The organism is Anaerobacillus sp. ABA4_114, from assembly GCF_056159065.1.
The window spans coordinates 1,720,910-1,745,369 of sequence record NZ_JBSWUM010000001.1 but is presented as its reverse complement, the minus strand read 5'-3'; the positions used below and the strand labels follow the sequence as shown (position 1 = coordinate 1,745,369).

Genomic DNA, 24,460 nt, shown 5'->3' with positions numbered 1-24,460 from the left:
ATTAAACCCATTTAGAAATGGTCTTTGAATACTCATTCACTTCTTTTTCGTTGAAGAACAATGATACTTCACGCTCAGCACTTTCAGGAGAATCTGAACCATGGATAACGTTCATGCTAACCTGAACACCGTAGTCCCCACGAATTGTACCTGGAGCAGCATCCTTCGGGTTTGTTGCACCCATCATCGTACGAGCTGTTGAGATTACGTTCTCACCTTCCCATACCATTGCAAAGACAGGTCCAGAAGTAATGAAATCAACGAGTTCTCCAAAGAAAGGACGCTCTTTATGTTCACCATAATGGTTTTCTGCTAGCTCTTTTGAAACCGTCATCAATTTAGCTCCCACCAAATTAAAACCTTTTTTCTCGAAACGAGATACGATTTCACCGATAAGGTTTCTTTGAACGCCGTCAGGCTTTACCATCAAAAACGTTTTCTCCATGTAAATCTCCTCACTTTCAACAAGTTATATGTATTGGGCAGAAAGCGTTTTCTGCCCTCCAAATTCTATCAAATTTTCGAAAAAATAACAACATTACTTTTAATGTTTTCTTTTCCCTATGTATTCTGCGATTTGCTTGAGTGAGGTTCTCGAAGAAGTTGATGGCAGATGCTCTAGCGCTTGAAATGCTTTTTGAAGGTAGCGATCACTAATCTCTCGAGCGAATTCTATTCCCCCAGAAGACTTTACGATAGAGAGAACCTGATCCACTTCACGTTGTGATACTGGTTTTCCATCGGAGAATACGTTCATGATGTCGTGTTTTGCATTCCCCTGATGCATCGCATAGAGAACGGGTAACGTGATGTTCCCTTGAAGAAGATCTCCACCAGCTGGCTTCCCTAGTTCCCTTACAGTACCTGTGTAATCTAAAATATCATCTGTGATTTGGTAGGCCATCCCTACGAAATAACCGAATTGCTTGAGGTGCCATTGTTCAGCTTTAGATGCTCCTGCTGCAACGGCTCCAAGTTCACATGAAATCGAAATCAGAAGCGCGGTTTTCCGTTTGATCCTTCTAAAGTAATCTCTTAAATTCTGATTCCAATTAAACTGATCTCTTATTTGCTCTATTTCACCGATACACATTTCTAGGATTGCATTCGACAGAATGCTGTTTGCTTCAGGATCTTCTAGTTCCGTAACTAATTCAAGGGCTCTGGCGAAGATGTAGTCCCCCGTATACATCGCTACACGGTTGTCCCACTGGGCTTTAATGGTTTTGGCTCCTCTTCTCATTTCAGCATCATCGATCACATCGTCATGCACGAGTGAGGCCATATGGATCAGCTCTAAAGCAACCGCAACATTCTTCATTTTTAAAAGGTCATAATCTCCGAACTTCCCGGAAAGCAGTACAAAAACGGGACGTATCCTTTTCCCCCCTGCTTTAAGAAGGTGGTTAGATGCATCTCGCAAGACTGGGTGGTGAGCATTCACCGTCTGTTCGAGTTCTGACTCTATGAAAGTTAAATCTTTTTTTAATGAGGCATATATCGTTGTTAGTTTCATGAGATCCACCTAACTGATTTTCACAAATATCTTTAATGGTTGATTTTTTCTGGTTTAAAGCCCATATGCATTGCAGCAGCTCCGCCAGAGTATGGCTTCACATCTACCCGCTCGAAGCCATTCGAAAGAAAAAGCTTTCTTAATTCTTCCGCACCCGGGAAAGAACTGGCTGATTCCTGTAACCAGGAGTACTCGTTATAGCTTTTAGCAAACATCTTGCCGAGTAAAGGCATGACAAACTTAAAATACCCATAATACACTTGTCGGAAAACAGGTAACGTCGGTTGAGAGGTTTCAAGACAAACGACACGACCTCCTGGTTTCACAACTCTATACATTTCTTTTATCACTTGATCGTAATCCGGTACGTTTCGCAGTCCAAATCCAATCGTGACGTAATCAAAAGAATTATTATCAAAAGGAAGCTCCATCGCGTTTCCGTGGATGAGCGTCACATTCGACTTTTGTTGATTCTTTACTTTTTCTTTACCGACTTCGAGCATATTTTCACTAAAGTCTAGCCCGATCGCCTCTCCACTTTCACCTACTGCTTCTGCCATTGCAAGCGTCCAATCCGCTGTACCGCAACATACATCGAGCGCTCTTGCTCCTTCTTTTACTTCCATTCGTCTCATCGTATCTTTGCGCCAAGCTTTGTGACGCTGAAAGCTGATGACAGAATTCATCACGTCGTATCGTTTTGAAATGGATTGAAACACTTGATGAACGCGTTCTTCTTTGGTGGTAGCCATCTATTTATCCCTCTTCCGCCATTTTCTTCTCATGTACACCGTTCATTCCCCAGTAAAACTCATGCCTATTATAAAACCAGCGATGAAAATCAGAATACTGTTGAAATAGAAAATCGATGTCTTTCTTAGCATGTTCAACGTACGAATCTAGAACTGACCTTGCCTTTGCCGTTTGTTCGGTCGTCAATGTAGATCCTTTAACTGAAAGAAACGTGAAGGCGATTTTGTGAAGAAGGTTGGTCCCTGTCTGAATTAACTCTTGTTTTCTTTCAAAAAGCAGACGATTCAAATAAAAATATTGGGTACCGAACGACTTCCATTCATCAAGATCGAAATGTTCTGCAACCTTTCGTATCAAGATGGATTCTATATCCTTCAAGTTTTTAAATAGATGATCAACAGACTGATCATCCGCATGGTAAAAAGCCATCTTTGATTCATTGATTTCTTGGATCGCTCCAGATAACGTACGAATCAAATCGTTGTCTTGCCATTTAGATAGGATATGGTAATACATGCTACTGAAATAGTCCCCCGCTAAGACAGTCAGCTGTCTCGTCTTACGCTCACCTTCATTTTGAATATCTTTCAGTGAGATACGTTCGTGAGTGTCCAATGCTATCTGAACAAGCATGATGGAGAGCAATGTATCCTGCTTTCTTTCCTTCTCTAAAGAGGTCTGCTCTAGCATCTCGTGGAACAGATACAGCTTCTCCTCATCGATAACTGGTATATCGATGAAACGAAGCAAGTAAGAATGTGCCAAACGAGCATGCAACATCTCCCGTACGACGTTTAGTTGTTGATGTTTATGATCCATAGAATTCTTCATATCCCTTACCCCTAACGTATCTTCCAGTAGAGTATGTATTTATACTTAGTATAGCACAAGAAGGCTTGTGCTAAAACGGAACTGAAGCGGTGCCAAATGAAGAAAAGCAGGCTTTAATACCCTGCTTTACTCATCGTTGTTAATCTCACCATGGCTAGTTTGAATAACGGCCTTCCCTCTAATTTTCACTGCAGAAGTATGCTCGGTAAACTGCGCGATCATTACCTCACCTTTATCGAGCTTTTCAGAATGATGGAATCTCGTATCAGACCCACGTGTTAATCCGATAACGTTCACACCATTCTCAAGAGCTTTAATAACAAAGAAATCATTGTTCTCTAATTTCATGATATCCCTCCTGAATCAGGATTAACCTTTAATTAAACCAAGTACTTCCGCTCTTGCAGCAGTATCAGTCTCAAAGATTCCTCTTACTGCAGAAGTAACTGTTGAAGAGCCTGGCTTCTTCACGCCTCTCATCGTCATACACATATGCTCAGCTTCTACAACCACCATCACCCCATGAGGTTCTAGTGTGTCGACCATCGTATTCGCAATAGTTGATGTGATACGTTCTTGAAGCTGTGGACGTTTCGTAACAGCTTCTACCGCTCTAGCAAGCTTACTCAGACCAGTAACCTTTCCGCCTTTTGGTATATATGCAACGTGAGCTTTCCCAAAGAAAGGAACTAGGTGATGCTCACACGTTGAATAGAATGGAATATCTTTAACAAGGACTAATTCTTCATGATCCTCTCCAAATATCGTTTGGAAATGTTCTTTTGGATCTTGATTAAGTCCTTGGAAAATCTCTTCATACATTCTTGCAACACGCTTTGGCGTATCTTGTAAGCCTTCGCGCTCAGGATCCTCACCGATCGCTTCTAGGATCATTTTAACTGCTTCTTGTATTTTTCCATGATTAACTTCAAACATTGTTCTTTACTCCTCCATTCAGGACCTTACAATACATATGAAAATTTTAGCACACGGAGGATCAGTTAGCAAAAAAGAAGAGTCGCATAAGGTGCGACTCTTCTTTTGCCCTATGTATTTACTTAACTGCATCCTTAAGGGCTTTACCAGGTTTAAAAGCAGGTACCTTGCTTGCAGCGATTTCAATCTCTTCGCCAGTTTGAGGGTTGCGCCCTTTACGAGCAGAACGCTCACGGACTTCAAAGTTACCAAAACCAATTAGTTGAACTTTGTCACCTTCTTGCAAGGACTGCATAATGTTATCAAAAACTGCATCAACAGCTTTTGTAGCTTCTTTCTTAGAAAGCTCTGCAGATTCTGCAACAGAATTGATAAGATCTGTCTTGTTCATTCCGTTCACCTCCTCTCAAGAGAGATGCATACATACATTCATTCACAAAATATCCGATATTTATACGGAGCAATGCACGTTTAGTACGTTTGCAAGCCCTATAATATACGAAGACGCTGAAGAATTCAATATGTTTGTCCCGATTTGAGCCATTTTTAGGGGATTTTTTCTCTATTATCCGCTATTTCATCTAATTGTAAACGCTTTATATCAATCTTTTGGGAAGTAATGAAGATCATTTTGCAATCGTTTCGTTACCATGCGAAAAACCGACTCCAGCTATTGGAGTCGGCTCAATTATAGTATGATCGCAATTAATCCGCCTGAACCTTCGTTGATAATTCGCTCTAAGGTTTCTTTTAGCTTATATCGCGCATTTTCAGGCATAAGACCAAGCTTTGCTTGGATGCCTTCTCTTACGATTGAGTTCAAAGACCTTCCAAATATATCAGAATTCCAGATCGATAATGGATCTTCTTCAAAATCTTGCATCAAATACCTTACGAGCTCCTCACTTTGTTTCTCTGTCCCGATAATTGGAGCAAACTCTGACTCCACATCAACTTTTATCATATGGATCGATGGCGCAACAGCTTTTAGCCTTACCCCAAACCTTGATCCTTGACGGATGATTTCAGGCTCATCGAGGCTCATATCTTCAATCGATGGCGCTGCAATTCCGTAACCAGTTTGTCTCACCATTCGAAGGGCATCTGAAACCTGGTCATATTCAGCTTTCGCAAATGCAAATTCTTGCATCAACTGAAGTAAATGATCCTTCCCTCTTATCTCAACCCCAACAACTTCTTTTAATATTTGGTCATATAAGTCTTCAGGGGCATAGAGGTCGATTTCTGCAATTCCCTGACCCATTTCAATTCCTGCTAACCGAGCATTTTGAATGAACTCAAACTCTTCAAAATTGCCTACTACTCGATCAACATCCCGTAATCTTTTGATGTCTTTAACGGTTTCTCTAACGGATTCTTCGTAGTTCTGTCTTAGCCAGTGATCTTGATGGAGCACCATCACCCAGCTCGGTAGGTTCACATTCACTTCTAAAACTGGGAATTCATAAAGAACTTCTCTCATCACGTTGTTGATATCATGCTCTGTCATGCTCTCAACGCTGAGTGAGATAACAGGAATATCGTATTTATTGGATAAATCTCCTCTTAATGCTTCTGTCTGAGGATGGTGCGGATGAGCCGAATTGACGATCATAATAAACGGCTTTCCAACTTCTTTTAATTCTTCAACCACTCTTTCTTCTGACTCAAGATAATCATGGCGAGGAATTTCACCGATAGAACCATCTGTTGTAATCACTACACCGAGAGTGGAATGCTCCTGGATGACTTTACGTGTACCGATCTCAGCTGCTTCTTGGAATGGGATCGGTTCTTCGTACCAAGGTGTATTGATCATTCTTGGTCCATCATCATCTTCATATCCCTTTGCCCCTGGAACAGCATACCCTACACAGTCTACAAGCCTTACATTAACATCTAGTCCATCCTCGACATGAATTTGAATCGCATGGTTAGGTACAAATTTTGGTTCAGTGGTCATAATCGTGCGCCCTGCAGCACTTTGCGGGAGTTCATCCTGTGCTCTTGCACGATCGGAGTCACTTTCCATATTCGGCAGTACGATTAACTCCATAAACTTTTTGATGAATGTTGATTTGCCTGTTCTAACAGAACCTACGACCCCCAGGTATATATCTCCTCCTGTACGCTCTGCGATATCTTTGAAGATATCCACTCTCTCCACGTGATCGCCTCCTGAATTCCACCTCATTGGATGGAATAATTCAATACTGACCGCAGACTTACTTGGACACTATCATTCTATGATGTTGTCCAATAAATATGACAAATCACAGTAAAAGCATTTGATTTACGAGAAACACCTTGCCTCCTCTATAAATCCTCCACATAAAAAAGTCCCTCCTCTTTTTAATAGTTGTATTGCTAAAGAGAAGGGAAAATACCTATTTTGCTAAAAAAACAGCTTTACCATTTTCAATTGTATAGGGTACGGACGAAACTGGAACGTAGAAAGAATTAAAAGCTAATAAGTCCCTAATATCATCTCCTTCTTCAAAGGAATGATCGGGATTATTCGTAATCGCCTTGTTTAGATCGCTCCGATAATCCACATGTACGTTGCCTTTTTCATCGAGGAAAAAAGGAAGGTCATCGTTAGTGAAAGGGCTTTTAATCGTTGGTTCGGTGTCCAATCCTAGCTTTTCGTAATCGATAGAGTATCGATCTTTTGCCAAGATGTCTTTGAACGGTGGGTACTTATGGTTTCTTCGATAATCGTTGATTCTCATTTGTAAGTCTTTTACTTCTTCAACGATAATCAAATCCAATATTCGAACCATCGGATCTTCTTCTACATTTATCAGTACGTATTGAAAGACGCCCCCATTTTCAAAAGAGTTTCCTGGTGGCTCTTGTAAATAAGCTGGTACTAGCTTTTTAAAGTCGATCGGATATTTTTGATAGATAGGCGTACCTTGTTCCCTCGTTTTGATAGGAAGCACGGACTTATTATCTTGATATTGTTTGACAGCCGTCTGAACCGACTCGATTTGATCCGTATAGGGTATCCTATTTTCGCCTTTTCTACTTTCTGGATACAAACACCCAGAGAGAATAAGTAAAAGGCTTGTCCATAAAAGAAGATTTAGTCCAAGTTTTTTCATTTTTTTCAGTCCTTCAACGTAATATTTCGAGAACTCCTCAGTCTGTTGGACCTGTAAAAACAACGAGGAGCATGAGAACACCCGAAGTGAACATGCATAAATAAGCGAAGGTTGACACGAGTACTTTTAATACTCCATTTAATTTAGCTCTACTGAACATGATCGCGAGTACAGCGACGAACATCAACCCCATTGATGATAGCGCTACCCACATTTTTATTAATGCCGGTGACATATACGTTCCTCCAGTCTAATCTAACTGCTGCCCACCATTATATCAAAATTTAACCGATCAGTCCTAACCCCTTTCGATAAAATAGTGAACTCTTTATGTACCCACAAATAAAAAGCTGAAGAAAGGGGCTTTTCCTCAGCTTTGACTATATGAATTTCATTGAAGTGTGCTTCTGCTCAATAATCGTTCTGTATCAGTATATGATGTTTCATCCATCCGGTATCGTTTAAACGCCTAAATTTCGTTTACTTTTCCTATTTTTGGCTGAATAACTTTGCAATGGAAGCGAAATCCAAAGGTATGTTTTTATTCACGATGGCCTTTACGATCCGGTCTTCCTTTTCTTTAGATACCTGCACGTTGGCTACACGAGCAACGTTTGCAATTAGCCTTCGCACAGTTCGTTCATCTGAAAAGTCTGCGCCTTGGACCGAGTCAGCCAATTTAAATATGTCTTCTTTTTTTACATTGGTTTTCTTTTCAATATTATCAAACAAATCGCTCACACTGTTTCCTCCTTACCATTATGGTTCAACATAGTGTATGCAAGGAGGAATACTTCGTGCTTTCCCTATCTAAATTAATTGAAAGCTATTGTTTACGATTCAATTCGAATTTATCAGCCAGTAACGATGTGAGATCCTCTGTTTCATGAGTTCTTAATCTGCCCATAAGCTGATCTACGCCATCTTTTGGTTCAATATTATTGAAGAGCACTTCATATAAGACGGATGTGATCGGCATCTCTACCTGCTGTTCCTTCGCAAGATGATAAGCAGCCTTAGTCGTTCGAACCCCTTCTACGACCATCCCCATGTTCTCAAGAACTTCATCGAGGCTATTGCCTTTACCTAATAAATTTCCTGCACGCCAGTTCCTACTGTGGGCACTCGTACATGTCACCACAAGGTCGCCGATTCCTGTAAGACCCATAAATGTAAGTGGGTTCGCGCCCATCGAAGCTCCAAGTCTCGCAATTTCTGCTAAACCTCTTGTAATAAGAGCAGCTTTCGCATTGTCACCATAACCGAGTCCATCTGATAACCCAGCACCTAAAGCGATAATATTCTTAAGAGCTCCTCCTAGTTCAACACCAATTATGTCATCATTCGTGTAAACACGAAAATTCGAATTAATAAAGAGGTCCTGCGCATATTCAGCTTCCTTGATATCCTTAGAAGAAACCGTAACGGTCGTCGGATGACGAAGACTTACTTCTTCAGCATGACTTGGTCCAGAAAGCACAACCACCGATTTTCTGAGATTCTCTGGGATTTCTTCTTCGATTACTTGTGATATACGCATGAGTGACCCTGGTTCAATACCTTTACTCGCATGGATGATCGAAACAGGATCTGCGATCAATCCTTTTAGCTCAGGTAACACGTCTCTTAATGCCTTTGTAGGCGTAACGAGTAATATTGCTTCCGCACCTTCCACACAATCAGCAAGGGACGTAGTAGCGTGTAAAGATGCAGGTAAGGTGATACCAGGCAAATATTTTTCATTCGTATGATTTTCATTAATCTCTGTTGCTAAATCCTCACGTCTTGCCCACATTTTTACGTTGTGGTTGTTATCTGCCAGAACGATCGCAAGCGCTGTCCCCCAGCTTCCTGCACCTATTACTGAAATCGTCGCCATTCTATCTCACTCCTCACTGCTCTACTTTTTGTCCAATCTTACTCTCATTTCCTGATAGAAGTCTCTTCACGTTTGTACGATGTCTAAATAGTGATAAGATCGCTACAAAAAACCCTAGAAGTACATACGATGCAGGATTACCACCGAGTAAGAAGATAAATGCCGGTGTTAATACAACAAAAATAAGTGATCCAAGTGACACATATCTCGTAATAAAAATAGCTATGATTGCAAGGATACCTGCATACAGTGCTGGTAAAAAGGCGATCGTAGCGAATACTCCAATCGTAGTCGCAACTCCTTTACCACCTCTAAACCCGAAGAATACCGGCCAATTATGACCGATAATCGCAGCGATACCAGCTAAGAAAGGCACGATGGGTTCCGCTGAAAACCAATAGCCTAACCAAACAGCGATAACGCCTTTTAGCACATCGAGTAATAGAACCACGACCGCAGGTACAGTGCCCAAAACTCTGAGAGTGTTGGTCGCGCCTGCGTTCCCGCTTCCATGTTCTCTAATGTCTATCTTCTTCACAATTCGAGCGATTAAATAGCTGAAGCTAACTGATCCGAGAAGATAAGCAGCTACGCAAATCAGAATTGCGATCATCGAATTCCCCCCTCAAATGAGATGCTTAAACCTTATTCACTCTTCTTTCTCGCAAGAATGCGAAGCGGAGTTCCCTGGAAGCCAAACGTCTCTCGGATTCTATTTTCTAAAAAGCGTCGATATGAGAAATGAAGCAATTCAGGATCATTTACGAACAGTACGATGGTAGGTGGCTTTACCGCAACTTGAGTCGCGTAGTTGATCTTTAGCCTTCTCCCCTTATCTGTTGGCGTTGGGTTCATCGCTACAGAATCCATGATCAATTCGTTCAACACGTTTGTTTTTACTCGAAGCGTGTGATTCTCTGCAACGGTATTGATAACAGGTAGTAATGTGTGAAGTCGCTGCTTCGTTTTTGCAGAAAGGAAAACGATCGGTGCATAGCTTAAATACAAGAAGTGATCTCGAATTTTTTGTTCAAAGTTACGCATCGTTTTATCGTCTTTTTCAACAGCATCCCATTTGTTCACTACGATTACGACAGCTTTACCTGCTTCATGTGCATAGCCTGCTACTTTCTTATCCTGTTCGATGATTCCTTCTTCTCCATCGATGACAACGAGAACAACGTCTGAACGTTCAATTCCTCTCATTGCGCGTAGCACACTGTATTTTTCTGTATTTTCGTAAATTTTTCCACGCTTTCGCATACCGGCTGTATCGATGATGACGTAATCCTGTCCTTCTCTTGTAAAGGAAGAATCGATTGCATCCCTAGTTGTACCAGCTACATTACTAACGATGACCCTTTCTTCACCCAAAATGGCGTTAACAAGTGACGATTTACCAACGTTTGGACGACCGATAACAGAAAACTTGATGGTGTTCTCATCATATTCAACTTCACCTTCGTCAGGGAAGAATTTAAATACTTCATCTAGTAAGTCCCCAAGTCCTAGTCCGTGGGATCCTGAAATCGGGAATGGAGCACCTACTCCTAGTGAATAAAAATCATGAATCAACGCTTGTTGTTCAGGGTTGTCAATTTTATTGACTGCTAGAACGACGGGTTTCTTTGAGCGGTAGAGGATTTTTGCTACTTCCTCATCCGCATTCGAGATGCCATCTCTACCATTTACCATAAAGATGATCACATCAGCTTCATCGATCGCGATTTCAGCTTGATATCGAATTTGTGAAAGAAATGGAGCATCTCCAATTTCAATACCGCCTGTATCAATAATATGAAAATCACGGTTCAACCATTCTGCTGAACTATAAATACGATCTCTTGTTACTCCTGGTGTATCTTCGACAATTGAAATTCTTTCTCCTACAATACGATTAAATATAGTCGATTTACCAACGTTTGGACGACCGACAATTGCGACAACTGGCTTGGCCAATATGTACACGCCCTTTCAAAATAAGTATCTATCTTAAGCTTACCTCTAGAAAGCCGTGGACAAACTTTCCAGTAGCTCATTGTAAAAAACCCTCCTTGACTAAGAAGGGTGTAGTCTCTTGATAGCTTTTATATCTTATCAAAAAAGCAACCAATGAACAACAGAGTATCTATCTAATGTTTGACGATAATATACACATCATTGCTCAACTTATGGGCAATTCCGTCCAGGATCGCTTCCAATTCCGCGGCAACTTTATCCATTTCAGCTTTCGTGTCGCAAACGAACACATTCGCACCTACCGGAACTTTATGTACAGAATCCGTAATAGCAGCCAGTATCGCTTTTTCCAAGATCACGACTGATCACTTCCCTTCTCTTTCGTTTCAGTAGGCATACGAATAGCGTTTTCAAGGGTAGGCACTTGCGAAATGATTTTTTTTGCAAGTTCCACATTATTATTCTGAGGAAGGATGAATACGCCAATCCGCCCATCATCAAGGTCACGTTTTATTAATGGAACAAGTGCTGGCGTACCTGAGTCACGATAAACTCCTAGAGAAATTGCTAGATCGTGAAGAATGGCTTGTCTCTGTCCAAGATTTCCGATCGTCATCCTAGCGTCAAAGTTTTTAGGACTAATTACAAATCCTAGTCCGTGTTTCAAAATTTCTTCCTGTCTTTCAGGTATCCCAATGTTCATAATATAAATATTGTCTACATATAACCCTGCGCCTTCAAAAGAAAGTGTAGAATGTTCGATATATGCGATTTTACCTAGTTTACTTCCAGTCATATATTTTCTTGCTACTAGAAATGAAAGTACCGCCGCTACAAGAGACGCCCACACGTTTAAAGATAAATAAGCGAGCGACGTTACAAAAGAAATGAAGATCACTAAATAATTCCTACCTTCAAATGTAACGGCAATTCCTTCGATATATGACGCTCCTCTTGGCACCAACTCTAACGTATCCATTTCTGTTAACGTTTTTCTTTCCATATTCCTTACTTCTCTAAATTGCGAAGCCGCGAGTGTTAAGAAAGTGACCGCTGTAAATTCTTCTGACATGATTGAAGGCACTACTAATGCCCCTAGTGCAGCTGCAATAAACCCTAATGCAAGATGAATGATCATCCCATGAGGATAAGTAGGATACTGACGATAATCGGTACGAAACATATAGATTCGAGATAACGTACCGATGATTACACTAAACAAGATCGGAACCGTAAATTCATTCATGAATAACCACGTCTTTCTTGATGTTTTTTCATAACGTTCTCTAGGTGGCTCGTAAGCTGGACAAACCCTTCCCATATGAAGATGCCCGTAACAGATATCGCCATGATGTCTAAAGAGCTATACCTACCGATCACAGTTTGAATGCCCATCTGATAATAGATTACCGCCATAATAAGTTCTCCTTGTACGATCGCAAGCATCAAAAGCGCGCACCTTTGTCCTGCTACTTGTACCGTCAAATGCACGATAACAAACAGTGCAAGAGCGATGGACCATGATGTGTATAGATAGCTAAACACTGGATCATATAGCGAAAAGAGTTCGATCGATGCGTAAGCTGCCATAAGCATCAGTACGACTAGAGCAGCGTACAACTTCTTACTATGTAGTGTTTTCATTAACATAAAATAGCCGATCAACCAGCATAGAATCAATGCGCCGTTCACGTTAAAAACCACGATCGAAATCTCCACATTTGCTGCACAAATCATGATCAAACATAAAACGACGATATTTTGGGTCGTTTGTGATGGTTTAACAAAGAAGACAAGAACGATGATAGCGATCCAACTTAACCAAATAAATAGTGCCCCATCCAAAGCAATCACTCCTTATTATGCTCAGTATGGTAAAAATTCTGCGTGATTAGACCAACAATTAAAAAATGTATAACGTTTTCCCTTTTATTTCATGATAATAAAGCAAAGGAGGGATGATCTTGGGAAGAGATAGACAGGAGAAAAAACTAAAGAAATCGAAGCGTGTAGAGTCTGATCGTGATCAATCATTAGAATATAAAGGAGCTTCTACAATGGAAGGCCCTGATCACGCAAGAAGAAGAAACGGACAAAAATAATGTTCAACACAAAAAAAGCTCTCTGCTGCAGCAGAGAGCTTTATCATTATTTATACTTTTTCAGTTGATCACCGATCATATCTCCAAGAGAAAATGGGGAATTTCCATCTCCATCTTTTTGATATTCTTCAACCTGGCTCGTCACCTGTTCTGCTTCTAGTACTTTAATACTAAGTGAGATGCGCTTTTCATTTAGATTTACATCTAGTACTTTAACTCGAACTTGTTCCCCTTCTGATAGTGCTTCGTGAGGGGTACCAATGTGTTTGTTTGAAATCTCAGAAATGTGAACGAGTCCTTCTACTCCAGGTGCAACTTCTACAAATGCACCGAAGCTTACAAGACGTTTAACCGTACCTTCGATTTCGTCTCCAGCTTTTACTTTGCCTTCGATTTCTTCCCAAGGTCCAGGCAACGTTTCTTTAATGGATAGCGAGATACGTTCATTATCTCTATCCACTGATAGAATTTTAACGTTTACCTTTTGTCCTTCTGCTACAACTTCGGATGGGGTTTCAACACGGTGATGTGCCATCTGAGAGATATGCACAAGTCCATCTACTCCACCGATGTCTACAAAAGCACCAAAATCAGTAAGACGTTGAACAGTACCTTCAACGATCTGTCCTGCTTGAAGAGAAGCCAGCGTTTCCTGCTTCTTCACATCCGCTTCTTGTTCTAGCACAGCGCGGTGTGAAAGAATGACTTTTGATTTTTCAGGATCAAATTCAACGATCTTTACACTTAAGGTCTTGCCCTTATAATCTGCAAAATCTTCAACATAGTGGCGCTCGACAAGGGATGCAGGAATAAATCCACGCACTCCAAGGTCAACGACTAGTCCACCTTTAACAACGTCAGCAATCTCTACTTCGAAAGCCTCGCTGTTTTGATATTTTGCTTCGAGCTCATCCCAAGCTTTGTCAGCTTCTACTGCTTTCTTTGAAAGCACTAGCTCGTCCTCAGATAATTTGATCACTTTCACTTCTATTTCATCGCCTTCTGAGAGTGCGTCGCTGACTTTTTCGACGTGAAGGCTTGACAGTTCGCTGATAGGCAGCACTCCATCAATTTTAAAACCCACATCCACCGATGCGTGTTTCTCTTCGACTTTGGAGATCTTTCCAGTCACCACATCTCCAACTTCGAATGATTTGAACTCAGTCATTTCCTGATTCATCTCTTCAACCATTGACAAACTCCTCCTTCAATCCAAAAGAAATAGAACTTTTCAATAATATTTATAAAAGCCTTCCACTTACCATCAGCGAAAGAATTTTATGAAAAGTTAATCACCCTTTCCTTTAACTTTCACTAAAATCAGTCAATTTGTCAAGTGTCCTGCAACATTTATTTATTTTTTTTGAAAATAATGAAATGTTAACGGTTAGCATCGATTAGTTGTTGAATTTCTTTCATGATCGCCTGTGTAGCCTTCTTCGCTGCACTCTGTTCTTCACGGAGAGGTGATAGATCAACTGGTTTTCCATAGATGATCTTTAATTTCCCAAACGGCTTGTAAGACCCCATAATTGCACAAGGTACTACTCTAACCTCTGGGCGAAGTGCGAAAAAACCAGCACCAGATAACCCTTCTCCAAGCTGACCAGTTTTGCTTCTTGTTCCTTCAGGAAACAATCCAACTACTCCGCCATCTTTTAAGATGCCAATTCCACTTCTGAGAGCTTGTTTATCACTCATCCCTCTTTTCACCGGAAAAGCGCCAACCTTATCGATCAACTTACCTAGCACAGGGATCGTAAATAGTTCCGACTTCGCCATAAAACGTACCTGTCGTGGGCACATCGCTCCAACTAGCGGTGGATCAAGGTTGTTAATATGATTTGAACAGAGTAGTATCCCCTTATCAGAAGGGATGTTTTCTTCTCCTACAACGGTTACTCTGTTAAAAAGTTTAAAATAGACTCTGAACAATCCTCTTCCCACATCATATAAGCTCACTGGTTCAAGCCCTCTCTTTCGCTAATAGTAGAATATGATGTACCACTTCAGAAATCGTCATGGACGTTGTATCGATTTCAATCGCATCTTTTGCTTTTACAAGTGGTGCTACCTCACGTTCTGAATCACGTTTATCTCGAAGTGCAATTTCTTCTTTGATCTGATCGTAGTTAGCTTGTACTCCATTATCAACGAGTTCTTTGTAACGACGGGCAGCTCTTTCTTCTACAGATGCACTTAAGAACACCTTTAGTTCCGCTTTAGGAAGCACGTGAGTACCAATATCACGTCCATCCATCACCACACCGCCTTTTTCAGCTAAAAGCTGCTGACGTTTCACCATTTCGCCTCTTACTTCACTTTGTCTCGCTACGAAAGAAACGTTGTTCGTAACTTCTAGAGAGCGGATGTCTTCTGTTACATCGATGCTATCGATCAAAACATGTTGGTCCTTCTCACCGAGTTGAAGATCTATGTCAGTTTTATCTAGGAGCTTCTTAAGAACAGGACCATCTTCAAGGTCCGCATTATTCTCGATTGCTTTATAAGTTAGAGCTCGATACATCGCACCAGTATCTATATATAGGAAAGAGAGCTTATCAGCTACTCTTCTTGCTACGGTACTTTTTCCGGCACCTGCTGGTCCATCTATTGCAATATTAATATTTCTTCTCATAAACATCTTTCCCCCATCGTTCATTGGTCACCAAATACGTTCTACAACGTACAAAAAAAGCAGGGATTCCTGCTTTTTTTGTACACTACGTTTCAAGTTAATCATAACACAATCAAAGTAGACGGTCTATTAACTATTGCCGTTTAGAAGGCATCTGTTCGCCGTTCACGACCCCTTCATAATACAATGTTTTGCTCAAATAGATACGAAAGGGTTCATGAGTAAGAAGTGTTTGAGCAATGAGGAGAAACGCGAACTGTATCACAACTAACTTGATCAACAAACGCTCAACTTTCCCCATTTCCTCACCTCACTATAGCTCATCATAATTTGTTTCTGTGCCATCCATCTTTTCAACCTTTTCTTCTCGTAAGTTTTCTGCGTTTATGAAAATGCGATACGTTTCATTATCAATCGTACCCATAAATTCATAACACAATACTTCTTCGTTAAGATCATTTCGGATAACGCCTAACCCTTCCTCCATGATCTGAACACTCTCGTTGATTTGTGCTAAAGCTTCTTCTCTTGACATTGCAGGCTTCGGTAATTCTCTTTTTTGGTGATTCGTTAAATATTCGATCGATTCATATCCAGCAATATCTCCATTATCGAGCGCTACTTTAACATGAACAGCGTCAGGATAGATGTTGATGTCATCCTGTTGATATACGAATGTGAAGACGCCCATCTTATCATACTGACTGCTTTCAGAGATCACCATATTCGTGATGTCATGTTCTTTTAGAAATGCCTCCGCTTTTGAAGCAGCTTCGTTCAAACTGATTTTTTGTTTCCCGATCTTACGGTCCATTAAGATCCAGATCGGATGAGCTCCTTTTTTCGTTACATCAAGATTTACACTAGATTTATTCTTCGGATTCTCGATCGAAAGGCTATATGCCTGATACCCTGCTTTCTCTCCCGTAGAGGTGATATCTATCTTCGCATCACTCTCGATATCCAAGTAGTCGATCACAGCTTTCTTTGCTTCATCTTCAGTAACCTTCTCACCTAGTACGTTATTCGAAAGGTTTTCTTTCTTCTCATTCAACTGGGTGACTTCCGGCCCCCAATTCACATCACTATATCCTTCTACTTGTTTATCAACTGTTTTGAATCCGTCGATGATCGTGTTATCTTGCGCCTGCTTTTCTGAAGCGAGCGCTAACTCGACATCCATCCAACGTAAGTTATGATTGATCACCATAGCCTGTACTTTTCTTAGTTCGTTTTTAATTTCAGTAGCGTGTTTATGCAGCTTTTTAAGCGTGTCATATTCATCATCAGACAAAGGCTTTTCATCAAGGTCTCTAACCGCTACGCGATAGCTAAACTGCCCTATATTTGAAAGAAACTCCTCAGTCTTATTAAAAGGCATCAGGGTCAACGGAAGCTGACCAACATCATTCTGAGCTTCTGAGGTCAATCTCCACACTTCTGCAAGTGCTGGTGATAACCTAGCTCGAGAACTCATCGCAAGAGTCGACCCGATTTTCTCTTCAAGAGCATCAACATGAAAATTCAGCTCATGAAACGCTCGTTGATAGTTGTTTTCGGCATTGATCAACACTGCATTTTTCTCCTGGTGTTCTTTATATCCCCAATAACTTGTCGACACGACGCCAATGGCGAGTGCTCCAATCAATATCGATCTAATCATTATTCAATCACCTCCACTATTCACAGAAAATATGTTTTCCGATTCGTTTGATCTGAGGACGGGTCCAAATCCAACCTGATGTTGCCGTGTTAGGGTTGAAGTAGTAAAGTGCTTCACCCGAAGGATCCCAGCCATTAACTGCATCTAATACTGCTTCTTTCGCCCTATCGTTAGGAGTCAGCCATATCTGTCCATCTGATACTGCAGTGAAAGCACGTGGTTCGAAGATAACGCCCGATACCGTATTCGGAAAAGAAGAGCTTTGCACTCGGTTTAAAATAACTGCAGCTACCGCCACTTGTCCTTCGTACGGCTCACCTCTTGCTTCTCCATAAACAGCGTTCGCCATCAGCTTAATGTCATTTTGTGAATATCCAGCAGGTGTATTCTTACCTTGCGTTGCCTTCGTGCCTCCGTCGCCACCAGAGGTTCCTCCGTAGTTCTTAGGACTTTCTCCCTTATTCACTTTTTGCTTTATCGAAGGATCATATTTCGTCGCTTTGTTTAATTTAGCCTTCATCTCAGAACCTACTAGTCCATCGACGGTCAAGCCAAATTCATGTTGGAAGTTTCGAACTGCCCAATACGTACCCCAACCAAAAACACCATCGATCTTTCCTTTGTAAAACCCGATGTACTGTAACCGTGCTTGTAGCTCGATCACATCATCACCTGTTGCCCCTTTTTGAATAACTTGATTTGAAAATGCGTCTGCTTCGTGATTATGGTCAAGCACCGTCATAAGCGGCACGCATAATAAACCGATTATCAGAGGGATTTTAAATATATTAAATAGCTTCCTCATCATTTGGACCTCCTGATCAATGTGTATTCATGGTTGTAGTTTTTGTATCAAAAGGTATTTTATACAAACCTTCTTTTTAAGATAAACAAAAAAAGATGCCCTTAAGGCACCTTTTATCAAAACTTATATACTTGCATCTTCTTTTGTTTGCATCAACTTGGCCTGATTAATATCTGCCACTTTTATTTTTCTAAGTCCGATCGACCATAATACTAGCATGAAAGGTATCATGATATAGATCATGTTGGTATTGAACTGAAGAATGAGGTAATTATACGTCCCGTGGAACAAAACAGGTATAAGAAGAGACAAGATGATCCACTTCAATACTTTGTTTTGCAGCGAAAACTTTCCTCTACCTAAATAAGATCCCATGATGACCCCAAACAAAGCGTGACTAGAAACAGGCAACAGAGCACGCCACCAGGCTTCTTGAATGCCATAAGCGAATAGAAAGAAAACATTCTCTACTGATGCAAAGCCTAGCGATATCGCGACACCGTAAACGATCCCGTCATAAAAGTCACTGAATTCAAGATGTATGTACACGGTAAAATAAAAGATAAACCATTTTAGAAACTCCTCAAGCAATCCTGACATGATATAAGATTGACTAAAAGGAGATTGCAGGAATTGTTCAACTTTAAAACCATGCTGGATAACCATCACTGGAAATACGAGCATAGCACCGAATACAAAGCTCCTGACTACTGGTCTGATGGGCTCAGACTCATACTGATGGTGTTTTAAATAAAAAAAACAAAGAAGCGCAATACCTGGAGCGATTCCAGCAGTTATAGCCGCTAACATAGGCTTTCCCCATTTCTACACGGTAGATGATGAAAAAGCAACTTTATCATACCTATACTTTTCTTATCGTACCATGTTACTTTATTTATGGAAACTAAATAAAATTTGGCCTGAGGTGAGATTTTTGAGCAAAATACTTGTGCTACACACTGGTGGAACAATCGCGATGGAGGAAAATGGAGAATCTGGAGCTGTCAGTCCAGGAGAAAGAAATCCTTTAAACGCAACATTAGGTGACCTCATCCACGATGTGGATCTTATCGTCGATGACTTTATTAACATTCCTTCCCCTCATATGAACCCTGAGCTGATGTTTCAGATTGCTGAACGCATTGAAAACAAAATAAAAAAAGAACATATTAGCGGAGTAGTCGTCACTCATGGAACCGATACTCTAGAAGAAACTGCTTATTTACTTGATCTTATCTTACAAACTGACCTACCAGTCGTGATGACTGGAGCGATGAGGTCGAGCAATGAAATTGGGTCTGATGGCCCGTATAATCTGATTTCCTCTTTGAAGGTTGCGTCCTGCCAGGAAGCGAAAGGAAAAGGCGTACTCGTTGTTTTGAACGATGAAATACATACGGCAAAAAACGTTACGAAAACGCACACGAGTAACCTTGTAAGGTTACATTCCTAGAGAATGCATTTGGTTTAACAACCAATAATTTTCCCAATAACTCAACATTACTACTATATGAGATTGAATTAAGGCATAAAAAAAGCCCTAACAAACTGGGCTATATCTAAAAAATAATATTTATATCTAAATTAATTGTTTCAGTGTTTAAATACGGAAAACTCTTATTCCTTTTTCAAAAACCTCAATATCTCCATCCTCCGAAACTTTGACAGATAACCCTAAGTATGAACCATCCCTTGCCGCGTTAGTTCTTGCCCCTCTATAAAGCTCATCCTCATTACTCGGCAAAGTATTCTCACTATACTCTTCCTTAATTTTTTTATCAACATCAATCATTTCTCCAAATGACAAAACATCAAGCCTATAGTTCATTAGAATTGCGCCGTCAATTGAAGCTAATAGGTTAATTAAATAGGGATCTATGGCATTAATATTAAGGTTTTTGTTCTTTTCATTTTGTATTACTGGAGAATATTTTTTAGTACTCAAATCATTTTCTTTTAACAATTGTTTATAAATCGATTGTTTCTTTTTAGTTGTCCGTTCAAGTATTAATATTAATGAACCAATATTATTCAAAGACAAGTCTCTAATAATATCATATATCTTAAGTACTCTTGGTGTAGAGTAATCAATATTTTTTAAGATATAGCCTATCTCTTCATCAACAGTCAATTTGTTTTTCGATGTACGCAAATAATTAAAGTATTGCATTAAAACATATCTTGAAATATGACTTGATAAAAAGGCAAAGTTTCTTAACTTCCAGAAACCGTTGTCATAATAAAGTTCATAACTATGCGTAGAATGCCAGTAAATTCTCCTCTTTTTTATTGTTACAAAATCAACATTTTCATGATTTCCAATTCCACTCCTAGCATTACCCAAGCCTTCTAAGTATTCTTCTTCTCTAACACTTATATTTCTAGACCTATCAAGTGATATTACCAATTGGTTGTAATTCAGTAATTTTTCAAATTCTTCTCTAGCATTTTCTTTGTGAAGTCTATTCAATAATTTTGAAATATCAGGATAGAGATTAATTATCTCCAAAAAAAGCCGTCCTGCAGAGTATTTTTTTATGTTTAGTACTTCTGCAATATTTTTTTCAACTGAAATTAACCTATTGTATACCTGACTAAACTTTTTATCTAAGTTATTAACTCTGAACTTTGCTTCGACAAAATACTGATAATTTTGTTCCTTAACCTCTATATCTTCTAATTGCTTATTTCTGTTTTTCATAATATCGCTTACGCTTTTATTTGAGATGGTTTTTTTAGCAATACCGACAATTTTATAATTACTGTCTACTACAAAAGCTAGAGATTTACCATCAATTAATTTATAAGTTTGTTTATCTTTAAATAAGTAATCGCTGTCTAAGTATTTTTCAAACTTTATGTAATCAATATTTATCTTGTTTAAATAATCTTTTATATTTATGTTTTTATCTTTTACTACAATAAAGCTAATTTCAGTGTAGTTTTGTTCATAAGTTTTAGAACTAAGCTTCTTTAGTAATTCAATAAAACCACTTACTTCTTGAGAATTTTCACAGTACATTAGCTTCAAAACAATCTTTTCAATGAGAATCTGGGCATATGCAGTATTATATGTGTTTTTGGAAAATTCAATATAAAATTCCATCATTGAATTTTTAATAATATTCTTAATAAACTCAACATTTTCCTCATTAATCTTAAGTGTTTCTGTTGGAATATTGACTATTTCTATTTCAGGCCCCCCTTCTTTCATGCTTAATTCAATTGTGAAGCCTAGGAATTCATTCAATGATTTAATATAATTTTCATTATAAAATTCAACAAATACATTCTGATTCTGATTGATGTTGTAGGATGACTTATTCAATAAAATACACCTCCTACCTTTGATAATACCATAATTTAGAATGTGAAATGGTGAAATATTACATATTCATTTTGAGCAACAATGAAAAATCTGTATGATTCAGAAAACAAAAAGACTCTTTTCTTAAAGAGTCTTTTTGGTAACATCCTAATACGAAATCTTTCCCTCGTAACTAGAAGCTAATATAACAGCTAATTTTATTCTCGCTTTTTTGCTATCATCATCATCTCCTAGAATAACTCCTCGTTTGTACAAGTCATAAGCACTGCCCTGATAGTCGTAAGTAGTATAAACTGATCCTTCTTCAGAGGCAGTAGTAATTACTACCTTTATGCCCTCTTGTATAGCTCGTTCAATCTCCCACATCATTAAAGGAGATACTTGTCCTCTTCCAACTCCCTCTATAACAATGCCTTGAACTCCACTATCAATTGAAGCACGTATAAATTTCCCGTCTGCACCTAAGTAAGTTTTAATAATATCTACAGCAGGAATTTTTCTCACTAGGTTGTAATTTTCTCGTTTAATTGGTTTTTGATAAACATGTACTATGTCATTATCTATTATTCCTAAATAACCGAAACCAAAAGCATTAAACCCTTGCAAATTAGAAGCATGTTCTTTCTTTACGTACTTTGCAGGAAATATTCTTTCATTGAAAACTACTACAGCACCAGCATTGTGTAAGTCTTTACTACATGCTGTATATACTGCATGCCTTAAATTTATGTATGCATCACTACCTGTTTCTCCTGGCGCTCTTTGAGAACCGGTAATTACAACAGGTCTTTCATCGTTTGTAGTCAAATCTAAGAAATATGCAGTTTCTTCTAGTGAGTCAGTCCCATGAGTCACTACTACGCCCGAAACTGAATCATCTTTAAAATAAGATTGAATCTTATTCTTTAATAACACCAAATCTTCAAAATCAATATGCATACTTGGTTTTTGGAAAACTGATTCAATTATTATATTGATATCTGTAGGTAAATTTAACATTTCAGCCAGCTCTTCACCAGTTAAAGCACCAGAGGACAATTTACCAGATTCCTTATTAGGAACACTTGCGATTGTACCACCCGTGGTTAGTAAAATTACTTTTTTCATTCAAAACCCACCTTTATTTACGAGCGAATAAAATTCATTTTCTTCATTTTATCATTAACAATTCTAATAATGAATTATTACTTACATTTTGAAGGTTATGGATTTCTTCGTTTATAAAACCTTGCGTAAAGGAGGGGCGGTTAATTCGCAAAAACATAAAAAGGGGATAGACCAGACTCTTTCCTTTAAAAGTGTAATAGAAATATAACACGAGCAACGTTTCAACCTTTCAAAGTCCACAATACGGCCCGATCGGAATCGTCACAAAGCAGCGTGTCCACTTCCATCATACTTTGACGAACCGTGATCGCTATCATATTTCGAAACTAAGCAAAACAGTCATGCTTCTAAAAGCGTATGCAGGAATGGACTCTCAACTTCTTCAAGCTGCTGGGGAGCTTGGAATCAACGGCATCGTCATCGAAGCATTGGGTCAAGGAAATCTTCCCCCACAGACAGTCGACGGGATAAAGCAATTACGAAAAAAAGGGATCGCTGTTGTGATGGTTTCGAGATGTTTCAATGGCATCGTGCAGGACGTCTATGGATATGAAGGTGGAGGGAAGCATTTGAAGGAACTCGGAGTTGTTTTCTCAAATGGACTCAATGGACAAAAAGCAAGGTTGAAGCTCTTAGTAGCCCTAGAAGCCACTGAAGATTTAAATGAGTTACAGCAACTATTCTTAAGATAATTAAAAAGAAATCAAGAGGAATTCGATCTCATACGTTAAAGAGACCACGAAATTCTAGGTTTCTCCACAAGCAAGAAAGCCTATCTTATTAGATAGGCTTTCTTGCTTTGTCGATAATATCGTTCGCTATTTGTGCGCCGTGGTGTCGGCCATTCTCAATAAATATTTCATTCGCGTTGTTTCCTGCAGCGATAACGCCAGCAATGTAGCACCCTTCTACATTCGTTTCCATCGTTTCAGGGTCAAACGCAGGTCTGCCAGATGCTTCATCGATGTCGATGCCAATCTTCGTTAAGAACGAATGATCTGGATGATAACCTGTCATGGCAAAAACAAAATCATTCGCGATCGTTTGTTTTTCTCCATTCACAGTGATCACAACTTCTTTTTCACGAACTTCAACTAACTCAGCATTAAACGCCATCTGCACTTTTCCATTTCGCACTAATGCTTCAAACTCAGGTAAGATCCATGGTTTAATGCTTTTCGAATACTCTCCCTGTCGATAGAGAACGGTCACGCGCGCTCCAGCTTTTTCAAGCTCCAATGCAGCATCAACAGCGGAGTTTTTACCACCAACGACAACAACATCTTTATTGAAGTAAGGATGTGGCTCTTTAAAATAATGCATCACTTTATCAAGATCTTCTCCAGGAATACCCATATAGTTTGGGCTATCATAATACCCAGTCGCGATTACCACATGTTTTGCTCGATAAGTGATCTCCTTCGATTCATGTAGCTTCTCAGACTCAATGACAAATCCATCATTTTCTGTTTCGATCTTATTAACCTTTTCATATGAATGGATTCGAAGGTTTTTTCTTTTCGCAACATCTCTATAATATGCGAGCGCCTGGTTACGCTTCGGTTTTCTCTCTTCAATAATGAACGGTACTTCACCTATTTCAAGCTTTTCACTTGAGCTGAAAAACGTCTGGTGTGTGGGATAATGATAGATCGCATTTACGATATTCCCTTTTTCTATGATCAATGGATCGAACCCTTTGTTTTGAAGTTCAATCGCTGCTGACATACCACACGGACCAGCTCCAATAATGATTACCTGCTCTTCTCTCATATTCCCTCACTCCTGCAACAATCCATATAAACGGTTTATTTCTTTTTTATTGTACTCATTACA

Annotated in this window: 28 protein-coding genes and 2 pseudogenes; 3 read left to right on the top strand and 27 right to left on the bottom strand. The window is 39.4% G+C overall.

From position 1 onward, the window contains the following. Position 1: 1 nt before the first annotated feature. The 17 genes from ndk to ACXAEY_RS08720 all read right to left on the bottom strand — a co-directional run bounded on the left by ndk (position 2) and on the right by ACXAEY_RS08720 (position 12,826). Positions 2–445, bottom strand: coding sequence for a nucleoside-diphosphate kinase (gene ndk, locus ACXAEY_RS08800; RefSeq protein ID WP_270179058.1), 444 nt, complete (start codon positions 443–445; stop codon positions 2–4). A 99-nt stretch (positions 446–544) separates the two neighbouring features. Beyond that, positions 545–1,516, bottom strand: a complete 972-nt coding sequence (hepT, locus tag ACXAEY_RS08795; RefSeq protein WP_270179059.1) for a heptaprenyl diphosphate synthase component II — start codon at positions 1,514–1,516, stop codon at positions 545–547. Between the two features lie 32 nt (positions 1,517–1,548). Next, positions 1,549–2,268 carry a demethylmenaquinone methyltransferase gene (locus ACXAEY_RS08790; RefSeq protein WP_474811396.1) on the bottom strand — a complete coding sequence of 240 codons (720 nt, stop codon included), beginning with the start codon at positions 2,266–2,268 and terminating at the stop codon, positions 1,549–1,551. Positions 2,269–2,272: 4 nt separating this feature from the next. Next, positions 2,273–3,100 (bottom strand): heptaprenyl diphosphate synthase component 1, encoded by an 828-nt coding sequence (locus tag ACXAEY_RS08785; RefSeq protein ID WP_270179061.1) that lies wholly within the window; start codon positions 3,098–3,100, stop codon positions 2,273–2,275. 126 nt (positions 3,101–3,226) lie between these two features. Further along, positions 3,227–3,448, bottom strand: coding sequence for a trp RNA-binding attenuation protein MtrB (mtrB, locus tag ACXAEY_RS08780; protein WP_224877989.1), 222 nt, complete (start codon positions 3,446–3,448; stop codon positions 3,227–3,229). A 21-nt stretch (positions 3,449–3,469) separates the two neighbouring features. Further along, positions 3,470–4,036 carry a GTP cyclohydrolase I FolE gene (gene folE / locus ACXAEY_RS08775; protein ID WP_474811392.1) on the bottom strand — a complete coding sequence of 189 codons (567 nt, stop codon included), beginning with the start codon at positions 4,034–4,036 and terminating at the stop codon, positions 3,470–3,472. 118 nt (positions 4,037–4,154) lie between these two features. Next, positions 4,155–4,427, bottom strand: a complete 273-nt coding sequence (locus tag ACXAEY_RS08770) for an HU family DNA-binding protein (protein WP_224877993.1) — start codon at positions 4,425–4,427, stop codon at positions 4,155–4,157. 297 nt (positions 4,428–4,724) lie between these two features. After that, a complete protein-coding gene (spoIVA, locus tag ACXAEY_RS08765) occupies positions 4,725–6,203 on the bottom strand; it encodes a stage IV sporulation protein A (RefSeq protein ID WP_270179063.1) in 1,479 nt (492 codons plus the stop codon). Between the two features lie 220 nt (positions 6,204–6,423). Beyond that, positions 6,424–7,143, bottom strand: coding sequence for a hypothetical protein (locus tag ACXAEY_RS08760; protein ID WP_270179064.1), 720 nt, complete (start codon positions 7,141–7,143; stop codon positions 6,424–6,426). A gap of 37 nt (positions 7,144–7,180) precedes the next feature. Continuing rightward, positions 7,181–7,378: a DUF2768 domain-containing protein gene (locus ACXAEY_RS08755; RefSeq protein ID WP_270179065.1), complete on the bottom strand. Its 198-nt coding sequence runs from the start codon at positions 7,376–7,378 to the stop codon at positions 7,181–7,183. Positions 7,379–7,632: 254 nt separating this feature from the next. Then, positions 7,633–7,884: a stage VI sporulation protein F gene (locus ACXAEY_RS08750; protein WP_270179066.1), complete on the bottom strand. Its 252-nt coding sequence runs from the start codon at positions 7,882–7,884 to the stop codon at positions 7,633–7,635. A gap of 85 nt (positions 7,885–7,969) precedes the next feature. Further along, complete coding sequence (locus ACXAEY_RS08745) at positions 7,970–9,022, bottom strand: NAD(P)H-dependent glycerol-3-phosphate dehydrogenase (RefSeq protein ID WP_270179067.1); 1,053 nt, start codon at positions 9,020–9,022, stop codon at positions 7,970–7,972. A 13-nt stretch (positions 9,023–9,035) separates the two neighbouring features. After that, on the bottom strand, positions 9,036–9,635 hold the full coding sequence (plsY, locus tag ACXAEY_RS08740) for a glycerol-3-phosphate 1-O-acyltransferase PlsY (RefSeq protein ID WP_270179068.1): 600 nt from the start codon (positions 9,633–9,635) through the stop codon (positions 9,036–9,038). A gap of 32 nt (positions 9,636–9,667) precedes the next feature. Continuing rightward, entirely contained in the window at positions 9,668–10,981 is a 1,314-nt protein-coding gene (der, locus tag ACXAEY_RS08735) for a ribosome biogenesis GTPase Der (protein WP_270179069.1), read from the bottom strand. 173 nt (positions 10,982–11,154) lie between these two features. Beyond that, positions 11,155–11,340 carry a capping complex subunit for YIEGIA gene (locus ACXAEY_RS08730; protein WP_270179070.1) on the bottom strand — a complete coding sequence of 62 codons (186 nt, stop codon included), beginning with the start codon at positions 11,338–11,340 and terminating at the stop codon, positions 11,155–11,157. Further along, a complete protein-coding gene (locus tag ACXAEY_RS08725) occupies positions 11,337–12,227 on the bottom strand; it encodes a YIEGIA family protein (protein ID WP_270179071.1) in 891 nt (296 codons plus the stop codon). Before ACXAEY_RS08725 ends, ACXAEY_RS08730 begins: the two co-directional genes overlap by 4 nt. Further along, positions 12,224–12,826 carry a YphA family membrane protein gene (locus ACXAEY_RS08720; protein WP_474811387.1) on the bottom strand — a complete coding sequence of 201 codons (603 nt, stop codon included), beginning with the start codon at positions 12,824–12,826 and terminating at the stop codon, positions 12,224–12,226. The genes ACXAEY_RS08725 and ACXAEY_RS08720 overlap by 4 nt, the downstream gene beginning before the upstream one ends. Positions 12,827–12,945: 119 nt before the next feature. On the opposite strand from ACXAEY_RS08720, the gene ACXAEY_RS08715 reads away from it, so the two are divergent. Then, complete coding sequence (locus ACXAEY_RS08715) at positions 12,946–13,083, top strand: YpzI family protein (protein ID WP_270179073.1); 138 nt, start codon at positions 12,946–12,948, stop codon at positions 13,081–13,083. A gap of 46 nt (positions 13,084–13,129) precedes the next feature. Here ACXAEY_RS08715 and rpsA read toward each other — a convergent pair whose 3' ends face one another. The 7 genes from rpsA to prsW all read right to left on the bottom strand — a co-directional run bounded on the left by rpsA (position 13,130) and on the right by prsW (position 18,999). Continuing rightward, positions 13,130–14,275, bottom strand: a complete 1,146-nt coding sequence (rpsA, locus tag ACXAEY_RS08710) for a 30S ribosomal protein S1 (RefSeq protein ID WP_270179074.1) — start codon at positions 14,273–14,275, stop codon at positions 13,130–13,132. 188 nt (positions 14,276–14,463) lie between these two features. Then, positions 14,464–15,045 (bottom strand): lysophospholipid acyltransferase family protein, encoded by a 582-nt coding sequence (locus ACXAEY_RS08705; protein ID WP_474811384.1) that lies wholly within the window; start codon positions 15,043–15,045, stop codon positions 14,464–14,466. Positions 15,046–15,049: 4 nt separating this feature from the next. Continuing rightward, positions 15,050–15,721: a (d)CMP kinase gene (gene cmk, locus ACXAEY_RS08700; protein WP_270179076.1), complete on the bottom strand. Its 672-nt coding sequence runs from the start codon at positions 15,719–15,721 to the stop codon at positions 15,050–15,052. A gap of 133 nt (positions 15,722–15,854) precedes the next feature. Continuing rightward, positions 15,855–16,022, bottom strand: a complete 168-nt coding sequence (locus ACXAEY_RS08695) for a DUF5359 family protein (RefSeq protein ID WP_270179077.1) — start codon at positions 16,020–16,022, stop codon at positions 15,855–15,857. A 12-nt stretch (positions 16,023–16,034) separates the two neighbouring features. Next, on the bottom strand, positions 16,035–17,384 hold the full coding sequence (ypeB, locus tag ACXAEY_RS08690) for a germination protein YpeB (RefSeq protein ID WP_474811381.1): 1,350 nt from the start codon (positions 17,382–17,384) through the stop codon (positions 16,035–16,037). Positions 17,385–17,400: 16 nt separating this feature from the next. Then, positions 17,401–18,189, bottom strand: a complete 789-nt coding sequence (gene sleB, locus ACXAEY_RS08685; protein WP_270180572.1) for a spore cortex-lytic enzyme — start codon at positions 18,187–18,189, stop codon at positions 17,401–17,403. A gap of 123 nt (positions 18,190–18,312) precedes the next feature. Continuing rightward, on the bottom strand, positions 18,313–18,999 hold the full coding sequence (prsW, locus tag ACXAEY_RS08680) for a glutamic-type intramembrane protease PrsW (protein ID WP_270179079.1): 687 nt from the start codon (positions 18,997–18,999) through the stop codon (positions 18,313–18,315). Between the two features lie 124 nt (positions 19,000–19,123). Between prsW and ACXAEY_RS08675 the strand changes: the two are divergent. Beyond that, positions 19,124–19,639 (top strand): annotated as a pseudogene (locus ACXAEY_RS08675) (asparaginase); the annotation flags it as partial. A 150-nt stretch (positions 19,640–19,789) separates the two neighbouring features. On the opposite strand, the gene ACXAEY_RS08670 reads toward ACXAEY_RS08675, so the two are convergent. Together ACXAEY_RS08670 and ACXAEY_RS08665 are read right to left on the bottom strand one after the other, a co-directional pair. Continuing rightward, positions 19,790–21,517, bottom strand: coding sequence for a hypothetical protein (locus ACXAEY_RS08670; RefSeq protein ID WP_474811378.1), 1,728 nt, complete (start codon positions 21,515–21,517; stop codon positions 19,790–19,792). 147 nt (positions 21,518–21,664) lie between these two features. Continuing rightward, positions 21,665–22,624: an asparaginase gene (locus ACXAEY_RS08665; RefSeq protein WP_474811376.1), complete on the bottom strand. Its 960-nt coding sequence runs from the start codon at positions 22,622–22,624 to the stop codon at positions 21,665–21,667. Positions 22,625–22,824: 200 nt separating this feature from the next. On the opposite strand from ACXAEY_RS08665, the pseudogene ACXAEY_RS08660 reads away from it, so the two are divergent. Next, positions 22,825–23,316: pseudogene (locus tag ACXAEY_RS08660) on the top strand (asparaginase); the annotation flags it as partial. Positions 23,317–23,404: 88 nt separating this feature from the next. Here the strand turns inward: ACXAEY_RS08660 and ACXAEY_RS08655 are convergent. After that, entirely contained in the window at positions 23,405–24,397 is a 993-nt protein-coding gene (locus tag ACXAEY_RS08655) for a YpdA family putative bacillithiol disulfide reductase (RefSeq protein WP_270179081.1), read from the bottom strand. Positions 24,398–24,460: the final 63 nt, after the last annotated feature.

Coding starts and splice junctions, on each gene's coding strand:
- ndk (WP_270179058.1), bottom strand. CDS start 445: ATGGAGAAAACGTTTTTGATGGTAAAGCCTGACGGCGTTCAAAGAAAC.
- ACXAEY_RS08760 (WP_270179064.1), bottom strand. CDS start 7,143: ATGAAAAAACTTGGACTAAATCTTCTTTTATGGACAAGCCTTTTACTT.
- ACXAEY_RS08725 (WP_270179071.1), bottom strand. CDS start 12,227: ATGAATGAATTTACGGTTCCGATCTTGTTTAGTGTAATCATCGGTACG.
- hepT (WP_270179059.1), bottom strand. CDS start 1,516: ATGAAACTAACAACGATATATGCCTCATTAAAAAAAGATTTAACTTTC.
- ACXAEY_RS08655 (WP_270179081.1), bottom strand. CDS start 24,397: ATGAGAGAAGAGCAGGTAATCATTATTGGAGCTGGTCCGTGTGGTATG.
- ACXAEY_RS08790 (WP_474811396.1), bottom strand. CDS start 2,268: ATGGCTACCACCAAAGAAGAACGCGTTCATCAAGTGTTTCAATCCATT.
- rpsA (WP_270179074.1), bottom strand. CDS start 14,275: ATGGTTGAAGAGATGAATCAGGAAATGACTGAGTTCAAATCATTCGAA.
- prsW (WP_270179079.1), bottom strand. CDS start 18,999: ATGTTAGCGGCTATAACTGCTGGAATCGCTCCAGGTATTGCGCTTCTT.
- folE (WP_474811392.1), bottom strand. CDS start 4,036: ATGTTTGAAGTTAATCATGGAAAAATACAAGAAGCAGTTAAAATGATC.
- plsY (WP_270179068.1), bottom strand. CDS start 9,635: ATGATCGCAATTCTGATTTGCGTAGCTGCTTATCTTCTCGGATCAGTT.
- ACXAEY_RS08770 (WP_224877993.1), bottom strand. CDS start 4,427: ATGAACAAGACAGATCTTATCAATTCTGTTGCAGAATCTGCAGAGCTT.
- ACXAEY_RS08745 (WP_270179067.1), bottom strand. CDS start 9,022: ATGGCGACGATTTCAGTAATAGGTGCAGGAAGCTGGGGGACAGCGCTT.
- mtrB (WP_224877989.1), bottom strand. CDS start 3,448: ATGAAATTAGAGAACAATGATTTCTTTGTTATTAAAGCTCTTGAGAAT.
- sleB (WP_270180572.1), bottom strand. CDS start 18,189: ATGAGGAAGCTATTTAATATATTTAAAATCCCTCTGATAATCGGTTTA.
- ACXAEY_RS08785 (WP_270179061.1), bottom strand. CDS start 3,100: ATGAAGAATTCTATGGATCATAAACATCAACAACTAAACGTCGTACGG.
- ACXAEY_RS08755 (WP_270179065.1), bottom strand. CDS start 7,378: ATGTCACCGGCATTAATAAAAATGTGGGTAGCGCTATCATCAATGGGG.
- cmk (WP_270179076.1), bottom strand. CDS start 15,721: ATGAGAAGAAATATTAATATTGCAATAGATGGACCAGCAGGTGCCGGA.
- ypeB (WP_474811381.1), bottom strand. CDS start 17,384: ATGATTAGATCGATATTGATTGGAGCACTCGCCATTGGCGTCGTGTCG.
- ACXAEY_RS08665 (WP_474811376.1), bottom strand. CDS start 22,624: ATGAAAAAAGTAATTTTACTAACCACGGGTGGTACAATCGCAAGTGTT.
- ACXAEY_RS08695 (WP_270179077.1), bottom strand. CDS start 16,022: ATGGGGAAAGTTGAGCGTTTGTTGATCAAGTTAGTTGTGATACAGTTC.